Origin of the sequence: Shewanella mesophila, assembly GCF_019457515.1 — a bacterium.
GTDB classification, from domain to species: Bacteria; Pseudomonadota; Gammaproteobacteria; order Enterobacterales; family Shewanellaceae; genus Shewanella; species Shewanella mesophila.
Window position 1 is genome coordinate 478211 of sequence record NZ_CP080421.1, and the last position, 20682, is coordinate 498892.

The following is a 20682-nucleotide window of genomic DNA, read 5'->3' on the forward strand; positions in this document are numbered from 1 at the left end:
ATTTTAGAAATTAACACTATTTTAGCGAAAAAGTTACGCTCCTGCGTGTGGTCGGTTGTTTCATCCTTGGTCAAATCGTTATTGCTATCAACTATATTTAGTTACGGTTTAATCATCAGTATGATGTATGTCGTTTCGGCAAACTGCACCATTTAGTTGCTTGTTAGATCGAAGTTACCCTTGTAATTTGGCTTATTTGGTATTGCGTATTATGTTTGCATGTTATACCAGTTTTTAACGCTAGTTGATGAACTTCATCATTGTGTGCCGTATTAACTTGTTGATAACAATGCAGTGATAAAATTCAGCACTAGAGCTTTAAACCTAATTCCCGACCACTTCAATTTCACAATTTGGTCTACCTTCATGGTGAGCTGGCCGAAAGGGCCATCTCGCCTACTGTCAAAGTTAGTACAAAGTTAACTAAAATGAAACCACAAATTGCACCAAAGTATTAATTTGATGGTGAATTTGTCTAACGAAGCACTATTGTTGTTAAAAAAGTTATAGCATCTTTTTGGCGCTGATTGAAAAAATGACACTTGGTGGGTTTTAGTCAAAAAAATAGCGTTTCATGATTGTGTGAATAGTAAACGATAGTGTTTCGCGCTATTAGTTTGTTGCGACTCAGAGCGAGTAAAGGGAGGCGAGGAGCTGGGACGAGGTTAGAGGAAATGGAGGGCGAGGAAAGTAAGGGCCTAGTTCCTAGAGGCTAGGAACTAGGAACTGCTCGTTAGTCTTTTAAGCGCAAAGAGAGATCTAGTGCTTTGACATGTTTGGTCAACGCGCCTACCGAGATGTAATCGACGCCAGTTTTGGCAAAGTCGGCTATGGTGTCTAAGGTGACGTTACCTGAGACTTCTAATTTCACTCGCTGGGCTTCTGGGTAGCCCCGTTCTTTATGACAGCGTTGGTTGAGCTCGACGGCATCTATCATCATGGTGACATCGAAGTTATCGAGCATCACTATGTCAGCCCCCGCCTCAATGGCTTGTTTTAACTCATCGATGCTTTCGACTTCCACTTCGACCATTCTGTCACTGGCGAGGGCCCGTGCCGACTCAATGGCGTTAGCAATAGAACCGCAGGCCATGATGTGGTTCTCTTTAATGAGGAAAGCATCGAACAGGCCTATGCGATGGTTTTTACCGCCACCGCAGGTGACGGCATATTTTTGTGCGGTGCGCAGGCCGGGAATGGTTTTGCGCGTATCGAGCAGTTTACAATGGGTGCCAGCGATTCTATCGACATAATGCTTAGTGAGTGTGGCAACGCCTGACAAGGTTTGGATAAAGTTCATTGCGGTGCGCTCGCCAGTTAAGATAGCGCGGGCAGGGCCTGACATTTCGCATAAGACTTGGTTAGGTACAAGTAGATCGCCGTCATCGACGTGCCAATGAAGGGCGACTTCACCACCTAGTTGATTAAATACTTGCTCGGCCCAAGCTTTACCTGAAAAAACGCCTTCTTCTCGGGTGATGAGTGTTGCCTCGGCATATTTGTCGCTTGGGATCAACTGAGCCGTAATGTCGGCTTCGAGTTTCTGCTGTGAGCTTAAGTTGCTATCGGCTTGGTAACCTAAATCTTCTTCTAATGCGATTTTGACAGATAATCGAATATCATTTTCGAGCATGTTTCTATCCTCAATGGGCTTAGCGTTGAGTATCACTTGTTGGTGATGACTGTATCTCATGGCTTTCTCTGCTAGCTTTGGTTTAGTCTATTTGCTAATCGCTCGGCAGGTGAAGTCATATCAGCGCCATTTGCTCTTTTGTGGGAGCCAAAGTGTACGCTGCAAGCACTTGTTCTTATTGCATTGATGATAGCAAATTTGCTAATGAAAAAGCAGGTTAAAATTGGCGGGAATATTTACGTCAGTAGAAACAGAGATAGCCTGCGAATCACTCAGGTTAAAAGTCTAGCGCCTATAGTGAAAAGTGGGTAGAGTTGATTGAGGTTTATCTTTTATAATTTATAGAGTTAATTGGTGAGTATGAAACCATTTAAAGCTGGCTGGATTGATTATGGGAGAAGGTGCGAGTCGCCCCATTTTAATGCACGTCCAGATAATGAAGTGAGCTTACTGGTGATCCATAACATTAGTCTGCCAGCGGGCAAATTTGGCGCCCCTTTTATCGATCAACTTTTTCAAGGTTGTTTAGATGTGGAGGCCGACTCTAGTTTTTGTGAGTTAGAGGGACTGCAAGTTTCGGCGCACTTTCTCATTAGGCGTGATGGTGAGTTGGTTCAATATGTGAGTTGTGATGATAGGGCTTGGCATGCCGGGGTATCATGTTATCAGGGGCGCGATGCTTGTAATGACTTTGCCGTGGGGATTGAGTTAGAAGGAACGGATAATATTGCGTATACCGATGCACAATATCGACAATTGCAGCAATTAACATTGGCCTTGTTTGATGCGTATCCTATGCTCAATACTGGATCGATTGTGGGTCATTGTGATATTGCTCCGGGAAGGAAAACCGATCCTGGCGATAGCTTTGATTGGTCAAGGTACAAAATGAGTCTGGTCGGTAAGGGGAATTAAATGGCGCTGTTTTCATTGTTAGTTGCGATTATGATTGAACGTCTAAAATTATTGCCTCAGGCATGGCAGTTAGAGACGCTCTTGTCGTTTTATGTAAAGGCTTTTTTCGGCAGAAAGCAGTTAGGTAATGACCTTATGATGGCGATGGCATTGTTGCTGCCAGCGATAAGTGTGCAAGTGCTAGCCTGGTTTGTGAGTGGTATGGTTTGGGGCATAGTTAGCTTAGTGCTTTGGGTTACAGTCGCTATTTTATGTTTTAGCCATCTTAAGCAGCGTCAGCTATTTAAACAATATATTCAGGCGGCGTGTCGTGGCGATGCGCAAGCTTGTTATCATTTTGCCGATGCGCTCGACCCCAACATTAGTATCGATGCGGTTTCTGAAGAGGATTTAGGTGCCAAAGTTGGGCAAACGGTCGCTTGGCTCAATTACCGTTTTTATGGTGCGGTTGCTCTCTATCTTATCTTCTTTGGCCCTGCGGGGGCTGTGCTTTATTGTACTGCACGTTATTTCTCTGATGATGCCAAGGCTAAAGGTGTTGAATTGCCTATCGTGGACTCGACATTGACCCTGTTGGATTGGTTACCTAGTCGCCTGATTGCCTTTGGATATGTATTGAGCGGTCATTTTTCTGCGGCGTTCTCTCAGTGGCGACACTTAGCGATCGATTGGACAACATCGGCCAGAGAGATAGTCACCGAGGTTGCGCTGGCGGCCGAAACAGTAGAAACCTCATCTCCTACGCCAATTTGTGTGCAATCGACCATCTCTTTACTACAGTTGAGTAAGCGTAATTTTATCCTATTAGTCACGGGATTGTCTTTGTTAACGATTTTTGGTGTGGTGGTTTAAATGTTAACCAGCAGCTAGTCGGTGTTTGCTTTCGCTGCTAAGAGAGTAAGGTCAATATTGGTTGAAGCGGTCATGGACACTTTATTTAGCGTGACGGCTGTATTTAACCTAATGGTCAGACCCCTTACCAAGAAATATCAGCTATTCTCACAAATCGTGAGTTTACATGATGCAGATCACGAGCTAGACATCTGAAATGTGATTTGATAAAGTGCGCTCAGTCAATTAAATTGGTAAGACCAATTTACAATAGGAGCTGAGGGCCATATGGCTTATAGCAAAATCAACCAGCCAAAAATCTCTGATGTGATTATGGGGCAGTTAGAGCAGATGATCCTTGAAGGTAGTTTGCAACCTGGCCAGAAGTTACCTCCAGAGCGTGAATTGGCACTTCAATTTGAAGTCTCTCGACCATCTCTTCGTGAAGCCATTCAAAAGTTAGAAGCAAAAGGCTTATTGCTCCGCCGCCAAGGTGGTGGAACTTATGTTAAAGAGCAACTTTGGCAGAGCCTTGCCGATCCTATTGTGGAGCTGATGCATAGCGATTCTGAGAGTCAGTATGACTTACTCGAGTTTCGTCACGCCACTGAAGGCATGATGGCCTATTTTGCTGCGCTTCGGGGTACCGATGCGGATATGGCAAACATCAAACAAAAAATCCAAGCGGTAGAGGCGGCCTCTGACATAGAGGTTAAATCTGAGGCGATCGTCTGCTTTTATCGCGCGATTGCCGAAGCATCCCACAATGTGGCGATGTTGCACTTGGTATTAAGTTTATCCCCTGTGCTGCATAAGAATGTGGCGCAAAACTTGGAATTGCTTAAGCGTAGAGCCGATGCATCCAAGATGGCAAATGATCACCGGCGAGACCTGCTTGCCGCTATCGTACGCCGTGATCCCGAAGCAGCAAGAGAAGCCTCGAATGAACATTTAAGTTATATCGAGGAAGTGATGTTGTCTGTAAGGGAAGAAGATAGCCGGTTGCAGCGTAGTCTGCGCCGTTTGAAGAGTGGCGGATAGACAATCGTTCTAATCGTTACTTTTTGTCAATTAATTCATACTATTAATGTATATAGGGAAGGACTGCGAAATGTCTGAACATATGCTACAAGATTTAGATCCGTTAGAGACTCAAGAGTGGGTAGATTCACTGCAGGCGGTATTAGAGCAGGAAGGCCCAGAGCGTGCTCATTATCTATTAGAGAAGCTGATTGATAAGGCGCGCCGTAATGGTACTCATCTGCCTTACAAAGCGACTACCGCGTATTTAAACACTATTCCAGCGGGCCAAGAGCCACATATGCCAGGCAACCAAGAGATGGAGCGTCGTATTCGCGCTATCGTCCGTTGGAATGCGTTGGCTATGGTACTGCGTGGATCGAAAAAAGATCTTGAGCTAGGTGGTCACATTTCGAGTTTTGCTTCTAGTGCAACGATTTACGATGTGTGTTTTAACCATTTCTTCCGTGCGCCTAATGAAAAAGATGGCGGCGATCTGGTTTATTTCCAAGGCCATATCGCACCGGGTATCTACTCGCGTTCATTCCTTGAAGGCCGTATCACTGAAGATCAGATGAACAATTTCCGTCAAGAAGTTGATGGCAAGGGTCTTTCATCTTATCCGCATCCTAAGTTGATGCCTGACTACTGGCAGTTCCCAACGGTTTCTATGGGTCTTGGTCCTATCCAAGCAATTTACCAAGCACGTTACCTTAAGTATCTTACTGACCGCGGTCTGAAAGATTGCTCTGAGCAAACCGTATATTGCTTCTTGGGTGATGGTGAGTGTGACGAGCCAGAAACATTAGGTGCTATCGGCCTTGCTGCTCGCGAAGAGCTAGATAATTTGGTGTTTATTGTTAACTGTAACCTACAGCGTCTCGATGGTCCTGTTCGTGGTAATGGTAAGATCATCCAAGAGCTTGAAGGCGAGTTCCGCGGCGCAGGTTGGGAAGCGGTTAAGGTGATTTGGGGTCGTTATTGGGATCCACTATTAGCGCGTGACACAAGCGGTAAGCTACTGCAGTTAATGGAAGAAACCGTTGATGGTGAATACCAAAACTGTAAAGCCAAAGGTGGCGCTTATACTCGTGAGCACTTCTTTGGTAAGTACCCTGAGACTGCGGAGATGGTTGCTAACATGTCAGATGATGACATCTGGCGTCTAAACCGTGGTGGTCATGATCCTGTGAAGATTTTTGCTGCGCTTCAGCATGCTAAAAACACCAAAGGTCGTCCAACCGTTATTCTAGCGAAAACCGTTAAAGGGTATGGTCTTGGTGATGCGGGCGAAGGTAAGAACATCGCTCACAACGTTAAGAAGATGGATATCAGCGCAGTACGTTACTTCCGTGATCGTTTCAATATCCCGATCCCTGATGACAAGTTAGAAGAGATTCCTTTCTACCACCCAGGTGCTGATTCTGAAGAGGTTAAATACCTTAAGGAACGTCGTGAAGCCTTACATGGTTCAATGCCAGCTCGTCGCCAGAAGTTCACAGAAGATCTTGAAGTACCATCATTGAAGATTTTCGATGCCGTGCTTAAAGGTTCTAACGGCCGTGAAATTTCAAGCACCATGGCGTTTGTACGTATTTTGACTGCACTGCTTAAAGACAAGAAGATCGGTAAGCGTATCGTGCCAATTATTCCTGATGAAGCACGTACTTTCGGTATGGAAGGCTTGTTCCGTCAAGTGGGCATTTACGCTCACGAAGGGCAAAAATACGTACCGCAAGATTCTGATCAAGTGGCTTACTATCGTGAAGATAAGTCGGGTCAAGTATTGCAAGAAGGTATCAACGAGCTAGGCGCAATGTCATCTTGGGTCGCGGCGGCAACCAGTTATTCGGTTAACGACACACCTACGATTCCTTTCTATATCTACTACTCTATGTTTGGTTTCCAACGTATTGGCGATATGGCATGGGCTGCGGGTGATATGCGTGCTCGTGGCTTTATGGTGGGTGGTACTTCTGGTCGTACAACGCTTAACGGCGAAGGTCTTCAGCATCAAGATGGCCACAGCCATGTGTTAGCCAACACGATTCCAAACTGTATCTCTTACGATCCAACTTATGGCTATGAGATTGCAGTAGTGGTTCAAGATGGTATCCGTCGTATGTATGGCGAAAACCAAGAAGATATCTTCTACTACTTGACTACGATGAACGAAAACTATGTTCAGCCAGAAATGCCTGAAGGCGCCGAAGAGGGTATCGTAAAAGGTATCTATAAGCTTGAGTCTGTGTCAGGTAGCGGTAAGGGTAAAGTACAGCTTATGGGCTGTGGCACCATCCTTGAGCAAGTGCGTAAAGCCGCACAAGCATTGGCAAAAGACTTCGGTATCTCTTCAGATGTATTTAGCGTAACCAGCTTCAATGAGCTAACTCGTGATGGCCAAGCCGTCGAGCGTTACAACATGCTGCATCCAACTGCTGCGCCAAAGCAAGCCTACATTAGTCAAGTGATCTCAAGTGATTCACCTGCGATTGTTGCAACTGACTATATGAAGATATATGGCGAGCAGTTGCGCGCTTATATCCCAACAGATTACAAAGTATTAGGTACTGATGGTTTCGGCCGCAGTGATAGCCGTGAAAACTTACGTCATCACTTTGAAGTGGATGCTAAGTTCATTGTTATCGCAGCGCTTAAGTCACTCGTTGATCGTAATGAGTTGCCAGTAGAAGTGTTGAGCAAAGCCATTGCTGAATACGGTATCGATGCTGACAAGATCAACCCACAGTACGCGTAAGGGGATAGATAATGGCTGAGTTAAAAGAAGTTTTAGTCCCCGATATTGGTGGGGATGAAGTACAAGTTATCGAGATCTGCGTTGCCGTCGGCGATAGCATAGATGCTGAAGCATCGATCATCACCGTTGAGAGTGACAAGGCGACCATGGATATTCCTGCGCCTTTCGCTGGCACACTTGCAGAGCTCAAAGTTGCGGTAGGTGATACCGTTTCTGAAGGTTCACTTATCGCTATGATGAGTGCTGAAGTCGCTGACACCGCCGCGCCAGCGGTCGAGGAACAAGCGCCTGCACCAGCGGCGCCAGTTGCCGAGGCTGCACCCGTTGCCGCTCCAGCACCTGCTGCATCATCAGCGTCACAAATTATCGAAGTCACAGTGCCTGACATCGGCGATGCGTCTGATGTGGATGTGATTGAAGTGCTAGTGGCCGTCGGCGACAACATAGATGTTGATACTGGTCTTATTACCCTTGAAACCGATAAAGCCACCATGGAGGTGCCTGCACCTGCTGCTGGTGTGGTCACCGAGATGAAAGTCTCTGTCGGTGATAAGGTTTCTCAAGGTTCGTTGGTGTTGATGTTACAAGTCAGCGGCGGTGAAGCAGCAGCGCCAGCGCCAGTTGCAGAGGCTGCTCCGGCAGGACCAGCTGTAACCACAGTTGACGTGAAAGAGATTGCTGTGCCCGATATTGGCGATGCATCTGATGTCGATGTGATCGAAGTGCTTGTGGCCGTTGGTGATATTATCGAAGCTGATCAAGGCCTCATCACGCTGGAAACCGACAAGGCGACCATGGAAGTGCCTGCGCCGTTTGCGGGTAAATTGGTGTCGTTAACCGTTAAGGTGGGCGATAAGGTTTCTCAAGGTAGCGTTATCGCAACTGTTGAGACGCAATCAACTGCGCCAGTACCGGTACAAGCAGCGGCTCCTGCTCCAGTGGCATCAGCTGCTCCAGCACCAGTGCCTGCGGCAAGTAAGCCTCCTGTGCCACATCATCCGAGCGCAGGCAGTACGCCTAAGACGGGTGCGGTACATGCCTCACCAGCCGTGCGTCGTTTAGCGCGCGAGTTTGGTGCCGACCTGACGTTAGTCACAGGTACTGGTCGCAAAGGACGTATTCTTAAAGAGGACGTTCAGGCGTTCATTAAGTATGAGCTAAGTCGTCCAAAAGCTTCTGCTGCTACAGCGGTTGCTGGTGGCGCTGGCGGGCTCAATGTGATTGCCGCACCTAAGGTTGATTTTGCTAAGTTTGGCGAAGTTGAAGAGGTTCCGCTAACACGTATTCAGAAGATTTCTGGGCCAAACCTACATCGCAACTGGGTCACTATTCCCCATGTAACGCAATTTGATGAAGCGGATATCACTGAGTTAGAAGCGTTCCGTAAACAGCAGAACGAATTAGCCGCTAAGCAGAAGACAGGCGTTAAGATCACGCCACTTGTCTTTATGATGAAAGCTGTTGCTAAGGCGTTGCAGCAGTTCCCCGTATTCAACTCAAGTTTGAGTGCAGATGGTGAGTCGCTGATCAAGAAGAAGTACTATCACGTTGGTGTAGCGGTTGATACGCCAAACGGTTTGGTTGTGCCAGTGGTTCGCGATGTCGATAAGAAAGGCATTCTTGAGTTATCTGCTGAGTTGATGGAGATCTCTATCAAGGCTCGTGACGGTAAGTTGAAAGCTGCCGACATGCAGGGTAGCTGTTTTACTATTTCAAGCTTAGGTGGCATCGGTGGTACGGCATTTACCCCAATTGTGAACTATCCTGATGTCGCGATTCTTGGTGTGTCTAAGTCTGAGATTAAACCTAAGTGGAATGGTAAAGAGTTTGAGCCTAAGTTAATGTTGCCATTATCTTTATCATACGACCACCGTGTGATCGATGGCGCAATGGCAGCACGCTTTAGTGTGACACTGTCAAGTATGCTGTCCGACATACGTACACTTATTTTGTAATGATGAAGGCTACTCATGTTGAGTAGCCTTTTGTTTAACTCGTTGACAGGTTAAAATGCGGCCACCTTACAAGAACACACGTTCACAAGCTGGCGTCATCAAGCGTTGGGCCGGGATTCCTCCCAACGGAATGAGAATGAATAGAGGAAAACATGAGTAACGAAATCAAAACTCAGGTAGTGGTATTAGGTGCAGGTCCTGCGGGCTATTCTGCGGCATTCCGTGCTGCAGATTTAGGTCTAGAAACAGTGATCGTTGAGCGTTTTAGTACCCTAGGTGGTGTATGTCTAAACGTGGGTTGTATCCCATCGAAGGCGTTACTTCACGTATCTAAAGTGATCGAAGAAGCGAAAGCGGTTGCTAGCCATGGTGTTGTATTTGGCGAGCCGCAAATCGATTTAGATAAATTACGTGATTACAAGAAGAGTGTGATTAGCCAACTCACTACGGGTCTAGGCGGCATGTCTAAGATGCGTAAAGTTGATGTGGTCAATGGTCTTGCTAAGTTTACTAGCCCGAACACCCTTGAAGTGACTGGTGAAGATGGCGTTAAAGTGGTTCGCTTCGAACAAGCTATTATCGCTGCGGGTTCACGTCCAATTCAGCTGCCTTTCATTCCTCATGAAGATCCACGTATTTGGGATTCGACCGATGCGTTAGAGCTTAACGAAGTGCCAGGTAAGCTGCTCGTTATGGGCGGCGGCATCATTGGTCTCGAAATGGGTACGGTATACTCTTCGCTAGGTAGTGAAATTGACGTGGTTGAGATGTTCGACCAAGTTATCCCTGCTGCCGATAAAGATATCGTTCGTGTTTACACCAAGAAGATCAAGAAGAAGTTTAACTTGATCCTTGAAACCAAGGTAACAGCGGTTGAAGCGAAAGAAGATGGTATCTACGTTTCAATGGAAGGTAAAAAAGCGCCAGCTGAGCCTGTTCGTTACGATGCCGTATTGGTTGCCATTGGTCGTACACCAAATGGTAAGTTAATTGATGCTGATAAAGCAGGCGTTAACATCGATGAGCGTGGCTTTATTAACGTTGATAAGCAGATGCGTACTAACGTGCCGCACATTTATGCAATCGGCGATATCGTCGGTCAGCCAATGCTTGCGCACAAAGGTGTGCATGAAGGTCATGTTGCTGCTGAAGTGATTTCGGGCATGAAGCACTTCTTCGATCCAAAAGTGATCCCATCCATTGCGTATACTGACCCAGAAGTCGCATGGGTAGGTTTAACTGAGAAAGAAGCTAAAGAGCAAGGTATTGCTTACGAAACCGCAACTTTCCCATGGGCCGCAAGTGGTCGTGCAATCGCTTCAGATTGCAGCGAAGGTATGACTAAGCTAATTTTCGATAAAGAAACTCATCGCGTTATCGGTGGTGCTATCGTGGGTGTTAATGGTGGTGAACTTCTCGGTGAAATCGGTCTTGCGATAGAGATGGGTTGTGATGCTGAAGACTTAGCACTTACTATTCATGCACACCCAACACTGCATGAGTCTGTTGGCTTAGCGGCTGAAGTTTATGAAGGTTCAATTACTGATTTGCCTAACCCTAAGGCAAAGAAGAAAAAATAACTTAGGTTATTAAGGGAAAAGCGCTCAATGAGCGCTTTTTTTTTGCTAGTCTTACTTATATTATGTAACAACTTAATGTTTTTTATAACATGTCCATTATTTTAGCTGATGAATCACTGAGCTATTTTTATCTATGAGCAATAACGGCTGGTTCCGCCCTATTTTTTATTTTTTGCTTCTTTGGGCTATTGCGTTACCCGCATCAGCTGGCGATTTAGTTCAGCGGGTTTTTAGTGCGCGAGATGGGCTAAATAATGCGATAGTTAATAATATTAGTTTTGATGAGTATGGCTATACTTGGCTGTCTACTGAGCAAGGGCTTTATCGTGTTAGCGACACCACAGTTAGGCGTATTGATAAAGTAAAACAAGATATCCGTCTCTCGGATGAATATATCACCTTCACTATACCACTCAGCAAAAATCATCTCTTAGTGAGTACCTACGCTAACACCTATCTTTATAATTTGGTGACGGATGAGTTTGTTCAGTTTGGTAGCCTTGAGTTGTTTCCTGACTTTAAAAAAAGTGGCTTACAAGCTATTACTAAGCAAAATGATGGCAGCTATATCTTTTTAAACTATCAATCAGAGATATATCGTTTCGATTATGTGGCGATGGAGCTTAATTTCGTTAATGCCTTGCCCCATGACCCAGATATCCCTTGGGGGGTATTGGCCAAGTTTAATGATAACCAGCTTATTATTGGGACCAGCAGAGAACTTCAACTAAGAGACAGCTTAGGGATGCTGCGGGCTCTGTTTCCTTGGACTGAAACCATGGGACTGATAAAGACTCTGTTTGAGGATCGAGCCGGCAGAATTTGGTTAGGTTCGAGTAACGGATTGTACCGGGTTTATCCCGATTCAGTCACAGTTGAAAAAGTCGCTCAAATGCCATTTTACATTACGCATATGGCCCAAGATCAAAAAGGGTTTATGTGGTTATCTGGCAGAGATGGTTTGATCAAGTGGAATCCCGATACGCTGGAATTAAAGATATTTACCGATGAGCTCAAACTCGCCGCAGACTTAGATTATATATATGACATTGCAGTCGACAGTAATGACCTTATATGGGTTGGGGGGTCGGGTGATGGGCTTGCCGTTATCGCCGATGATCCAGATTTCTCAATCGATAATTTGACGCGTAAGGCACCCTACAAATTGGGTGATGAGATGGTTTGGGCTATTTACGCTGAAGAGCAGCGCGTTTGGCTTGGAACAGATAAAGGTTTGATCGATGTCGATCGGGAGCTTAAACGCAGCGTATTAATCACACCATTGGGAATGGAAGTCAATGACAGTATTTATACTGTCAAAGCTATGGATTCAGAGCACCTGTTATTAAGCTCGACCAATGGTCTGTTTATTTATAATAAAGCGACTAAACAAGCGATGCGTTTTGCCCAGTGGACAGGGGGAGAATCTTCTTTAGAAAACAAGACGGTATTTTTTAGCTATCAGGATCCATTGCTGGTTGGCCGATGGTGGTTCGTGACGTCTACGGGTCTATTTTATTGGGATAGTGGTACTTTAGAGCCTAAAGCTTTATCGATTAAAGGTGCTGATGGGGTTGTACGCAAGGGGGTGTTACGTTCTATTTTTCGTAGTTCCGATGGTAAGTTGTGGCTCGGCGGTGAACATTCTTTTGGTTATCTTGATAGTCGCGGGGTGTTCTTTTCTCGTAGCGATATTTTTGCCGATACTAACAACGCTATCGAAGTGAACTATATTCAAGAGGTTAATTCTGGAGTGCTATGGTTAGGTACATCCCCTAAAGGGTTGGTGGAATACCACCCTAAGACGGGACTAACCTATATGATGACCAAGAAGTGGGAACTCGACTGTAATTCTGTCTATTTTATTGAGCAGGTGCCAGGCTATCGTCTTGTTGGCTGTCCGAATTCGTTAGTTAGTCAAGATTTAGCTTCTGGTCAGTTATTGGTTGTTGAGAAGCAAGATGGACTAGTCAGCCATGAGTTAAATGACGGTGCCTCCTTTTATCAGCCTGGTGTAGGGCTCTATGTTGGTAGCCCTGATGGCGTAGGTTTGGTTGATGTACCTTTACTTAAAAATCGACTCAGTGAAGATGGCATTATGCTCGAATCCGTATCGGTATTTTATGAAGATAAAACAGATATCGATTTGATTCCATTAGAACATAAGGTTGTTCATCCTGGTTCGAGAATGATCAGTTTTCAGCTGACTAGTTTAGATTATTTGACCGATATTCCTTTCAAATTACAGTATCGTTTGCGCCGCGAAGGAAAATCATCAAGGGTGAATTATCTGCAGTTAAATGGACAGTCTCAGGTTAATGTTTCTGGTTTAGAGGCGGGTAATTATACCTTAGATATCCTAAGTGAGAAGAATGGCATTTGGTCGCAAACACCTTACTCATACTCATTTAGTGTCGAAGATTTTTGGTGGAATCATAGTTGGTTTAAAATTCTCATCCTATTATCGCTGTTCCTTGTCGGTTTATATTTTTTGATAGTCAGACAAAGACAGCTTTCTGCATTTAGACGGGTCAATAGTGCACTTCAAGACAGTGAAGACAGATTAAGGCAATCACTACGTGGCAGTGATTCTGAGTTGTGGGAGTGGCAGAGTGATACTGAGCTGTTCAGTATAGAGAATAACGGTGGTCATTTTCCTAGCGATGCGACATCTATGATGATCTCTATGGCTGAGTTTCCTATTTTTGACGATGATAGAGAGAAGGTTCGTCAGGCCTGGTTTCGTCTTATTAATAAAAAAGATGATCGTTTCGATGTTGATTACCGTTATCGCCGTAGTGATAACTCCTTGGGGTGGACTCGGGTGAGAGGACGGCCACTGGAGTTTGATTCAGTTAGCGGCAAGGTGAAAAAAGTTGCCGGTATCTATACCGATATTACCACGCAGCGTCGGTTGGAAGATGATGTAAAGCTGCTGGCACAAGCGTTTGGTAATACCTCCGAGGGGGTGTTGATTCTTGATGCAGATGAGCGGGTTAAAGTTTCTAACAAAGCGGCACAAAACATTTTAGGAATAGATGCTGAAGAGCTTGTTGATCGCTATTTTTCTCAATTAGTTTATCAAACGGATGATCGCAGTGATGAGATTCAGCTACTACTCGAACAGGGGATTTCCTGGACAGGAGAGCATGATTTTAGGGCTGCCGATGGCACTATTTGCCCTGTATGGTTGAATCTATCGACCATGAATGATGAGCGTGGTGCGATTTCTCACTATGTTGCCGTGTTCTCTGATATTACCGAAAGAAAGCAGACCGAAGCGGATCTGCGCCGTCTTGCTAACTATGACGTATTAACGGGATTACCTAATCGCTCTTCATTTTCGATTCGACTAGCGAAGACAATTCATAAAGCAGAGTTGACGGACGAAAAGCTAGCGTTGATGTTTCTCGATTTAGATCGTTTTAAAAACGTCAATGATTCCTATGGTCACAGTATGGGAGATGCTTTGCTGATCGAAGCCTCTAATCGTTTGCAGTCTTGTGTTGCCGATGAGCATACTCTGTGTCGTTTCGGTGGTGATGAGTTTGTTATTTTACTGCGAGATATGGACGACATTGATGAAATTAATCATCTATGTGATGCGTTGATCCGTCAGATAGAGAAGCCGTTTGAACTCTATGGCAGAGAGTTTTTCATTTCGACCAGTATTGGGGTCAGTCTATGGCCCGATGATGCTAAGCAGCCGGAGATGTTAATTAAGAATGCCGATCAGGCGATGTATCACGCCAAAGAAGAGGGGCGTGGTAACTTTCAGTATTTCTCTGCAGAGCGAAACGCAGAAGCACTTTATCATCTCAAGTTAGAGGCGGATCTACGTAAGGCGATCGACAAACAAGAATTTGAACTGTATTTCCAACCACAAGTCGATATTTTAAAAGACGATAAAGTCATAGGGATGGAGGCCTTGCTAAGGTGGTGCCATCCAAAAGAGGGCTATATCAGACCCGATATCTTTATTAAGGTCGCCGAGTCCTGTGGTTTGATCGTAGATATTGACCGTTGGGTATTGAGGCAAGCTTGTATTCAAGGCGCCAAATGGGAGCGAGAGTTTGGAGCTGGCTTTAAGTTGTCAGTCAATGTCTCTGCGGTACAATTTAGGCAGCCAGGATTTATTCAAGGCGTCCAGCAAGCATTAGCCGATTCTGGGATGTCGCCTAGGATGCTTGGTCTTGAGATCACTGAAGGTGTGTTGATGAAAGAACTTCATGTGGCTAAAGAGCATCTCAAAGCGCTGCGCGGGCTTGGAATTGATGTGGCAATTGATGACTTTGGTACGGGGTATTCATCGCTAGCTTACCTACGTAGCTTTGATGTTAGCACCTTAAAAATTGATCGATCATTTTTGATCGATATTGCTAATAATGAAGCCGACCAAGCGATTGTTAGCAGTATTATCGAACTGGCTCGAAATCTTAAGTTAACTGTTGTTGCAGAGGGGATAGAAACTCAGGAGCAGTTGGAGCAAGTATTTAGCCGCGGTTGTTACATTATTCAAGGTTATTATTTTGCTAAGCCAATGGCGGTTAGCGAATTTGAAGTTTATCTGCGAGACAGATCATAAGTAATTAGTGGCACGGCTTCTTGTATGACTCCGCTATTTAAGTTTTTTCAATCTTCTAAACCAAGTTCGGCTTAATTTCATTGAATAGAAAGCATACTTTTTCGTTTGCAAATATGTTTGCTAGAATGAGCGTTCTTGTTCCAATAACGATAATAAACAATCCTATATGATACGTTTCCTTGTATTAAGCCTTTCTCTGTGTTTTAGCATGACTACTTATGCCGAAGAGGTTCGTCCCAAAGTCGGCTTGGTGCTCAGTGGCGGTGGTGCAAAAGGTGCCGCTCATGTGGCTGTGCTCAAAGTGATTGAAGATAACCATATTCCAATCGATTACATTGCCGGAACCAGCATAGGCGCTTACGTTGCAGGCATGTATGCCCTTGGTTATAGCGCCAGTGAAATCGAAACTATCATGATGGGTGAAGACTGGGATAAGGGCTATTCCGACACGATTCCTCGTGAAGCCTTAAGTTATCGAAATAAGCAGCAAAGAGACAGGTTCAATATTCCGATTAATATCGGTTATAGCAACAAAGAGGTCAAAGTGCCTACGGGGTTACTGCGCGGCCAATCTATGTCTTTGTTACTCCAAAACTCAACCGATCTTGTACACAGATTTGACCACTTTGATGAGCTGGCGATCCCTTATAGAGCTGTCGCTACCGACCTTGAAACGAGTCAGGCAGTGGTGATTAGTAAGGGTAGCCTAGTAGACGCGATGCAGGCTTCTGCAACGGTTCCTGGTGCGCTTCAACCTGCGGTATATGATGGCAAATTGGTGGTCGATGGTGGCATAGCAAACAATATGCCTATCGATGTTGTGAAAGAAATGGGGGCAGACATTATTATTGCCGTCGATATTGGTTCTTCGTTGGTTAAACGAGACCAATTGCAGAGCACTGTCGCGGTACTTGATCAATTATCAACAATGCTGACAAACGCCAGTACCGAGCGGCAGAAGTTGTTGCTGACAGACTCAGATATTCTTATTCGCCCAGAGGTCGGTGAACTTAGTACCACGGATTTTACCATAATGCCCAAAGCCTACCGCCTAGGCGAGGTTGCCGTGTTAGCTCAGTTAGACAAGCTCAAGGAGCTAGCGGTCAGTCCAGATTCTTATAGTGCTTACTTGCTCCATAAAGAGTCGGTGAGTATGGCGTGGAATCAAAATATTAGTCGACCGGTTATCGATATTCGATTCGATAATAATTCGAAAGTAAGTGCTAAATTATTGCGCGAGACCTTGGGGATTCAACTGGGTCAAGTTGTCGATAAGCAGCAACTCCAACAAGGCATTAATAATGTCTATGCCTTGGATAAATTCGAACGAGTGAATGCTGAATTCTTGGATACCGAAGAGGGGCGGATTCTCATTCTAAAAACCAAAGCTAAATCATGGGGACCCAACTATTTTCAACTTGGTTTTAGCTGGGAAGATGATTTTAGCTTAGATTCGGCGGTATCACTTGATATCGCCTATACGCTAACGGATTTGACCCAATATGGTGGCGAGTGGCGTAACGAGCTGCGTTTAGGTTTTGAAAAGCTATTGTCGTCAGAGTTTTATTTACCGTTAGATTCTGATCAGCGTTACTTTGCTCGCACCAAGATCTCCTATGAGAACAAAGATTGGGCCTTCTATGAGAATAACAACCGCGCCTTGCTGTTGGGGCAAACCACATATCGTGGAGACATTGGGGTTGGCCTCAACTACATAAAAGAAGGTGCGGTTGAAATAGGCTTCACGGCTGAAAGTGGCATGTTAGAAAATAGTGCTTTTATTGGGAATGTCGATTATTCCTCATACGGAGCTTATTTAAAGTTTGGCTTCGATAACCTCGATAGCATCAATTTCCCCACATCTGGAAATCGCTTCACGATAAACCTCTATTATCGAAAAGATAATAACCCTGAGCTGTTTGATAATTTAGCGTCGGAAACATCATTGCAAATAGAGGCCGATTGGCGTGGCGCTCTCAGTGTCAATAACCATGCCTTTGTTGGTATTGCTTCTGTCTCTACAGTGGATAGCGATGCCGATTTTAATATTCACGTGTCGGAATTAGGGGGATTTCTTAATCTCTCTGGCTATCACAAAAATGCGCTTGCTGGGATGCATAAAGTGTTTGGTGCTTTTGTTTATCAATATGATTTAGGTAGAGATATGTTGGGAATGACCGACTACCCTCTTTACCTTGGTGCTAGCCTTGAGGCGGGTAATGTATGGATGTCTCGAGAGGGCGTCAGTCTTAATGATTTAATTTACGGTGGGAGCGTCTATTTTGGTACCGATACCTCAGTTGGCCCCGCAGCATTAGGTTTTGGCTGGGCCGATGATGGAGAAAAATCGATATTTCTCTTCTTAGGTAAGAATTGGTAGGTGACTATTTCATATAAAGTTACAAAATCAGGCTACATAGCAGCCGATCCCGATGCTAATGTGACGGTCATGTTTTGGCATGTTTTGACCATAGTCTTGATACATAGTGGGTTTGCTATCAGGCAATAACAACGACAAAAAGCGATAAGACCGGGGATATAAAATGAAAAAAGTGAGTCAGTTAGCGTTTGCGATTGCGCTAGGATTAGGCATGACAGCTTGTAGTAGTAATGAAACTAATATTACTGAGAGTGTGCAAAGTGCCAAGGTTTCAGGGGTTGAAAAAGCCAACTTTGATGCCTCGGTTCGTCATCAAGATGATTTTTATTACAGTGTGAATGGTCATTGGTTGGAAAATACGCCAATCCCGGCAGATAAATCAAATTACGGCTCTTTCACTGTGTTATATGAACAGAGTCAAAATGCGTTAAAAGAGATCATCGATGAAGCTGCAGCGAAAACAGGTAAAGTTGCTGGTTCCAGCGAGCAGAAGGTGGGGGATTTCTACGCCAGTTATATGAACACTGACTTGGTAGAGCAGTTAGGCGCGACTCCGCTAAAGGAGCCTCTTGCTGAAATCGGCCTCGCGAAAGACCACAATGATGTCGCGACCTTAATGGGTCAACTATTGGTTAGCGGTGTTCAAATTCCATTTGGTTTTTATGTCAATAATGACGCGAAAAACTCCTCTCAATACGCGGTTTATCTTTACCAATCAGGGTTGACGCTACCCGATCGTGATTACTATTTAAAAGATGATGAAAAGTTTGTTGCCAACCGCGCGGCAATGAAAGCCTATGTGCAAGCACTACTTAGTAAGGCGGGTTACAGTAATCCTAAGCGAGCGGCGGCTAACGTTGCAGAGATCGAGCATTTCATCGCCCAAAGTCAATGGACGCGTACCGAATCTCGTGATGCCAATAAAAGCTACAACAAAATGGATAAAGCCACGCTGCAACAGGCCGTGACCAATTTTGATTTTGTGCAGTTTGCTGTGGGAGCTGATATTGAAAAGGTTAATGAGGTAATTGTGCGTCAGCCCTCTTACTTCGAAAAATTCGGCGAGCAGTTTAATAAGTTCAGCGTTGAACAATGGCAAGACTATATGGCATTTCATGTGGTTGATAGCTATGCCGAACTGCTTAATAAAGATCTCGTAGATCTTCATTTTGGATTTCATAGTAAAACCTTGATGGGTATCGAAGAGCAAAAGCCGCGTTGGAAAGCCGCTGTAGATGCTGAAGACCAAGTAATAGGTGAACTTGTCGGTAAAGAGTACGTTAAAAAGCATTTCAAACCTGAGGCTAAGGCGCGAATGGAACAGATGATTCAAAACCTAATTAAAGGCTTTGAAGTCAGCATTAACGAACTCGAGTGGATGACGCCAGAAACCAAAGTTGCGGCGCAAGAGAAGCTGTCTAAATTTACCTACAAGATAGGTTATCCAGACAAATGGAAAGATTACACAGGTTTAAGCATTAAGGCTGATGACTTGGTGGGTAACTACTTGCGTTACGCTAAGTTTGAATACAAAACCATGCTAGATAAATTAGGCAAGCCAATCGATCGCACCGAGTGGCACATGACACCGCAGACGGTGAATGCTTATTATAATCCAGTGATGAATGAAATTGTGTTCCCAGCAGCTATCTTACAACCGCCATTTTTCAACATGGAAGCTGACGATGCGATCAACTATGGTGGTATCGGTGCCGTTATTGGCCATGAAATTAGCCATGGTTTCGACGACCAAGGTGCTAAATATGATGGCGATGGTAACTTACGTGACTGGTGGTCAGACAAAGACAGAGAAGAATTTAACAAGCGTGGTGCCCAGCTATCGGCACAGTATTCGGCTTATGAAGCGCTGCCAGGAAAGTTCGTTAATGGCGATTTAACCTTAGGTGAGAATATCGGTGATTTAGGCGGTTTAACGGTTGCAGCGCGTTCATATCAACTAAGCCTAGATGGTAAAGAAGCCCCAGTTATTGATGGATTAACGGGCGAGCAGCGTTTGTTTATCGGTTGGTCCCAAGTGTGGCGTCGCAACTATCGTGACGAAGAGTTAGGCCGTCGCTTACTGACTGACTCTCACTCTCCGAGTCACTTCCGCGCTATGGGGACACCAAGAAATATTCCTGCTTTCTACCAGGCCTTCGATGTCAAGGACAGCGACAAGATGTACTTGAGTGAACAAGATCGAGTGAAAATCTGGTAATAGCCAACTCGTTTGAGAAAAAAGCCCATCATCTGATGGGCTTTTTATTATATAGTCGTATGAGTTACAGCTAATATTTACACTGATTGGTATCAATGATCAAATCATCGCTAAATAGCCATCAAGTTCGGTTAAATCGCGAAGCTGATGATGTGCCGCAGCCCATCTTGGTTGCTCGGCTTCATGGGGCGCGGGAATGACAGCGCAGCGCATATTCGCAGCTCTTGCGGCAATAAGACCATTGAAAGAATCTTCAATAGCAAGGCATGATGTTGGAGTGACACCTAATACCCTAGCACATTGGAGATAAACTTCGGGATGGGGTTTACCAAAAGTGAGCGACTCGGCGCTGCAGACGGCATCGAAATAAGCGCGAATAGCCAACTTTTGCATCACAGCATCGATAAGGGGTGATGATGAAGAGGTGGCTAAACCAATTTTCAACCCTCTATTTTTACAGGCATCAAGGGCTTGAATCACGCCATTCATTGCTTGGCCATTTGTTAATATTTCTGCTGCCACTTGATCAACGATTGCGTTGGCAGTGGCTCGATTGTCGTAGTTATCCCAAGGATGGCGCTGATACCAAAACTCGACAACTTGATCTATGCGCAGGCCTGTCGTTTGCAAGGTATCCTCTAGCGAAATGGCTAAACCAAGTTGGCTAAAAACATTCAGTTCAGCCGATTGCCAGCTGGGCTCCGAATCGATTAATACACCGTCCATATCGAAGATAACGGCGGCTAATATCTTTTGGCTCATTTGAATAATCCTAAGCGCATTTAAAGAGATGAAAGTGGAACATTA

The 20682-nt window shown here is 44.9% G+C and carries 11 protein-coding genes; 9 read left to right on the top strand and 2 right to left on the bottom strand.

Going from position 1 to position 20682, the window contains the following annotated elements:
* Positions 1-733 precede the first annotated feature (733 nt).
* Positions 734-1633 carry a carboxylating nicotinate-nucleotide diphosphorylase gene (gene nadC, locus K0I73_RS02175; RefSeq protein ID WP_220064223.1) on the bottom strand — a complete coding sequence of 300 codons (900 nt, stop codon included), beginning with the start codon at positions 1631-1633 and terminating at the stop codon, positions 734-736.
* A 360-nt stretch (positions 1634-1993) separates the two neighbouring features.
* Here nadC and ampD point away from each other — a divergent pair, with 360 nt between their 5' ends.
* From ampD to K0I73_RS02220, 9 genes are all read left to right on the top strand, one after another.
* Entirely contained in the window at positions 1994-2548 is a 555-nt protein-coding gene (ampD, locus tag K0I73_RS02180) for a 1,6-anhydro-N-acetylmuramyl-L-alanine amidase AmpD (RefSeq protein ID WP_220062921.1), read from the top strand.
* Entirely contained in the window at positions 2549-3400 is an 852-nt protein-coding gene (ampE, locus tag K0I73_RS02185) for a beta-lactamase regulator AmpE (protein WP_220062922.1), read from the top strand. It begins immediately after the preceding gene.
* A 267-nt stretch (positions 3401-3667) separates the two neighbouring features.
* A complete protein-coding gene (gene pdhR, locus K0I73_RS02190; protein WP_220062923.1) occupies positions 3668-4420 on the top strand; it encodes a pyruvate dehydrogenase complex transcriptional repressor PdhR in 753 nt (250 codons plus the stop codon).
* A 70-nt stretch (positions 4421-4490) separates the two neighbouring features.
* Positions 4491-7157, top strand: a complete 2667-nt coding sequence (gene aceE / locus K0I73_RS02195) for a pyruvate dehydrogenase (acetyl-transferring), homodimeric type (protein WP_220062924.1) — start codon at positions 4491-4493, stop codon at positions 7155-7157.
* An 11-nt stretch (positions 7158-7168) separates the two neighbouring features.
* Entirely contained in the window at positions 7169-9112 is a 1944-nt protein-coding gene (gene aceF, locus K0I73_RS02200; protein ID WP_220062925.1) for a pyruvate dehydrogenase complex dihydrolipoyllysine-residue acetyltransferase, read from the top strand.
* Between the two features lie 152 nt (positions 9113-9264).
* Positions 9265-10692, top strand: a complete 1428-nt coding sequence (gene lpdA / locus K0I73_RS02205; RefSeq protein WP_220062926.1) for a dihydrolipoyl dehydrogenase — start codon at positions 9265-9267, stop codon at positions 10690-10692.
* Between the two features lie 133 nt (positions 10693-10825).
* The gene (locus K0I73_RS02210; protein WP_220062927.1) at positions 10826-15277 is read left to right on the top strand and encodes an EAL domain-containing protein; all 4452 of its coding nucleotides are present in this window, start codon (positions 10826-10828) and stop codon (positions 15275-15277) included.
* A gap of 166 nt (positions 15278-15443) precedes the next feature.
* Positions 15444-17657 (top strand): patatin-like phospholipase family protein, encoded by a 2214-nt coding sequence (locus K0I73_RS02215; protein WP_220062928.1) that lies wholly within the window; start codon positions 15444-15446, stop codon positions 17655-17657.
* A 163-nt stretch (positions 17658-17820) separates the two neighbouring features.
* Positions 17821-19875, top strand: a complete 2055-nt coding sequence (locus K0I73_RS02220) for a M13 family metallopeptidase (protein ID WP_220062929.1) — start codon at positions 17821-17823, stop codon at positions 19873-19875.
* A gap of 99 nt (positions 19876-19974) precedes the next feature.
* Here the strand turns inward: K0I73_RS02220 and hxpB are convergent, their stop codons facing one another.
* Complete coding sequence (gene hxpB, locus K0I73_RS02225; RefSeq protein ID WP_220062930.1) at positions 19975-20637, bottom strand: hexitol phosphatase HxpB; 663 nt, start codon at positions 20635-20637, stop codon at positions 19975-19977.
* Positions 20638-20682 lie beyond the last annotated feature (45 nt).

Excerpts from the sequence above, each read along its gene's own strand:
- K0I73_RS02215 (WP_220062928.1), top strand. The coding sequence starts at position 15,444 with ATGATACGTTTCCTTGTATTAAGCCTTTCTCTGTGTTTTAGCATGACT.
- K0I73_RS02210 (WP_220062927.1), top strand. The coding sequence starts at position 10,826 with ATGAGCAATAACGGCTGGTTCCGCCCTATTTTTTATTTTTTGCTTCTT.
- ampE (WP_220062922.1), top strand. The coding sequence starts at position 2,549 with ATGGCGCTGTTTTCATTGTTAGTTGCGATTATGATTGAACGTCTAAAA.
- aceE (WP_220062924.1), top strand. The coding sequence starts at position 4,491 with ATGTCTGAACATATGCTACAAGATTTAGATCCGTTAGAGACTCAAGAG.
- lpdA (WP_220062926.1), top strand. The coding sequence starts at position 9,265 with ATGAGTAACGAAATCAAAACTCAGGTAGTGGTATTAGGTGCAGGTCCT.
- aceF (WP_220062925.1), top strand. The coding sequence starts at position 7,169 with ATGGCTGAGTTAAAAGAAGTTTTAGTCCCCGATATTGGTGGGGATGAA.
- pdhR (WP_220062923.1), top strand. The coding sequence starts at position 3,668 with ATGGCTTATAGCAAAATCAACCAGCCAAAAATCTCTGATGTGATTATG.
- hxpB (WP_220062930.1), bottom strand. The coding sequence starts at position 20,637 with ATGAGCCAAAAGATATTAGCCGCCGTTATCTTCGATATGGACGGTGTA.
- ampD (WP_220062921.1), top strand. The coding sequence starts at position 1,994 with ATGAAACCATTTAAAGCTGGCTGGATTGATTATGGGAGAAGGTGCGAG.
- K0I73_RS02220 (WP_220062929.1), top strand. The coding sequence starts at position 17,821 with ATGAAAAAAGTGAGTCAGTTAGCGTTTGCGATTGCGCTAGGATTAGGC.
- nadC (WP_220064223.1), bottom strand. The coding sequence starts at position 1,633 with ATGCTCGAAAATGATATTCGATTATCTGTCAAAATCGCATTAGAAGAA.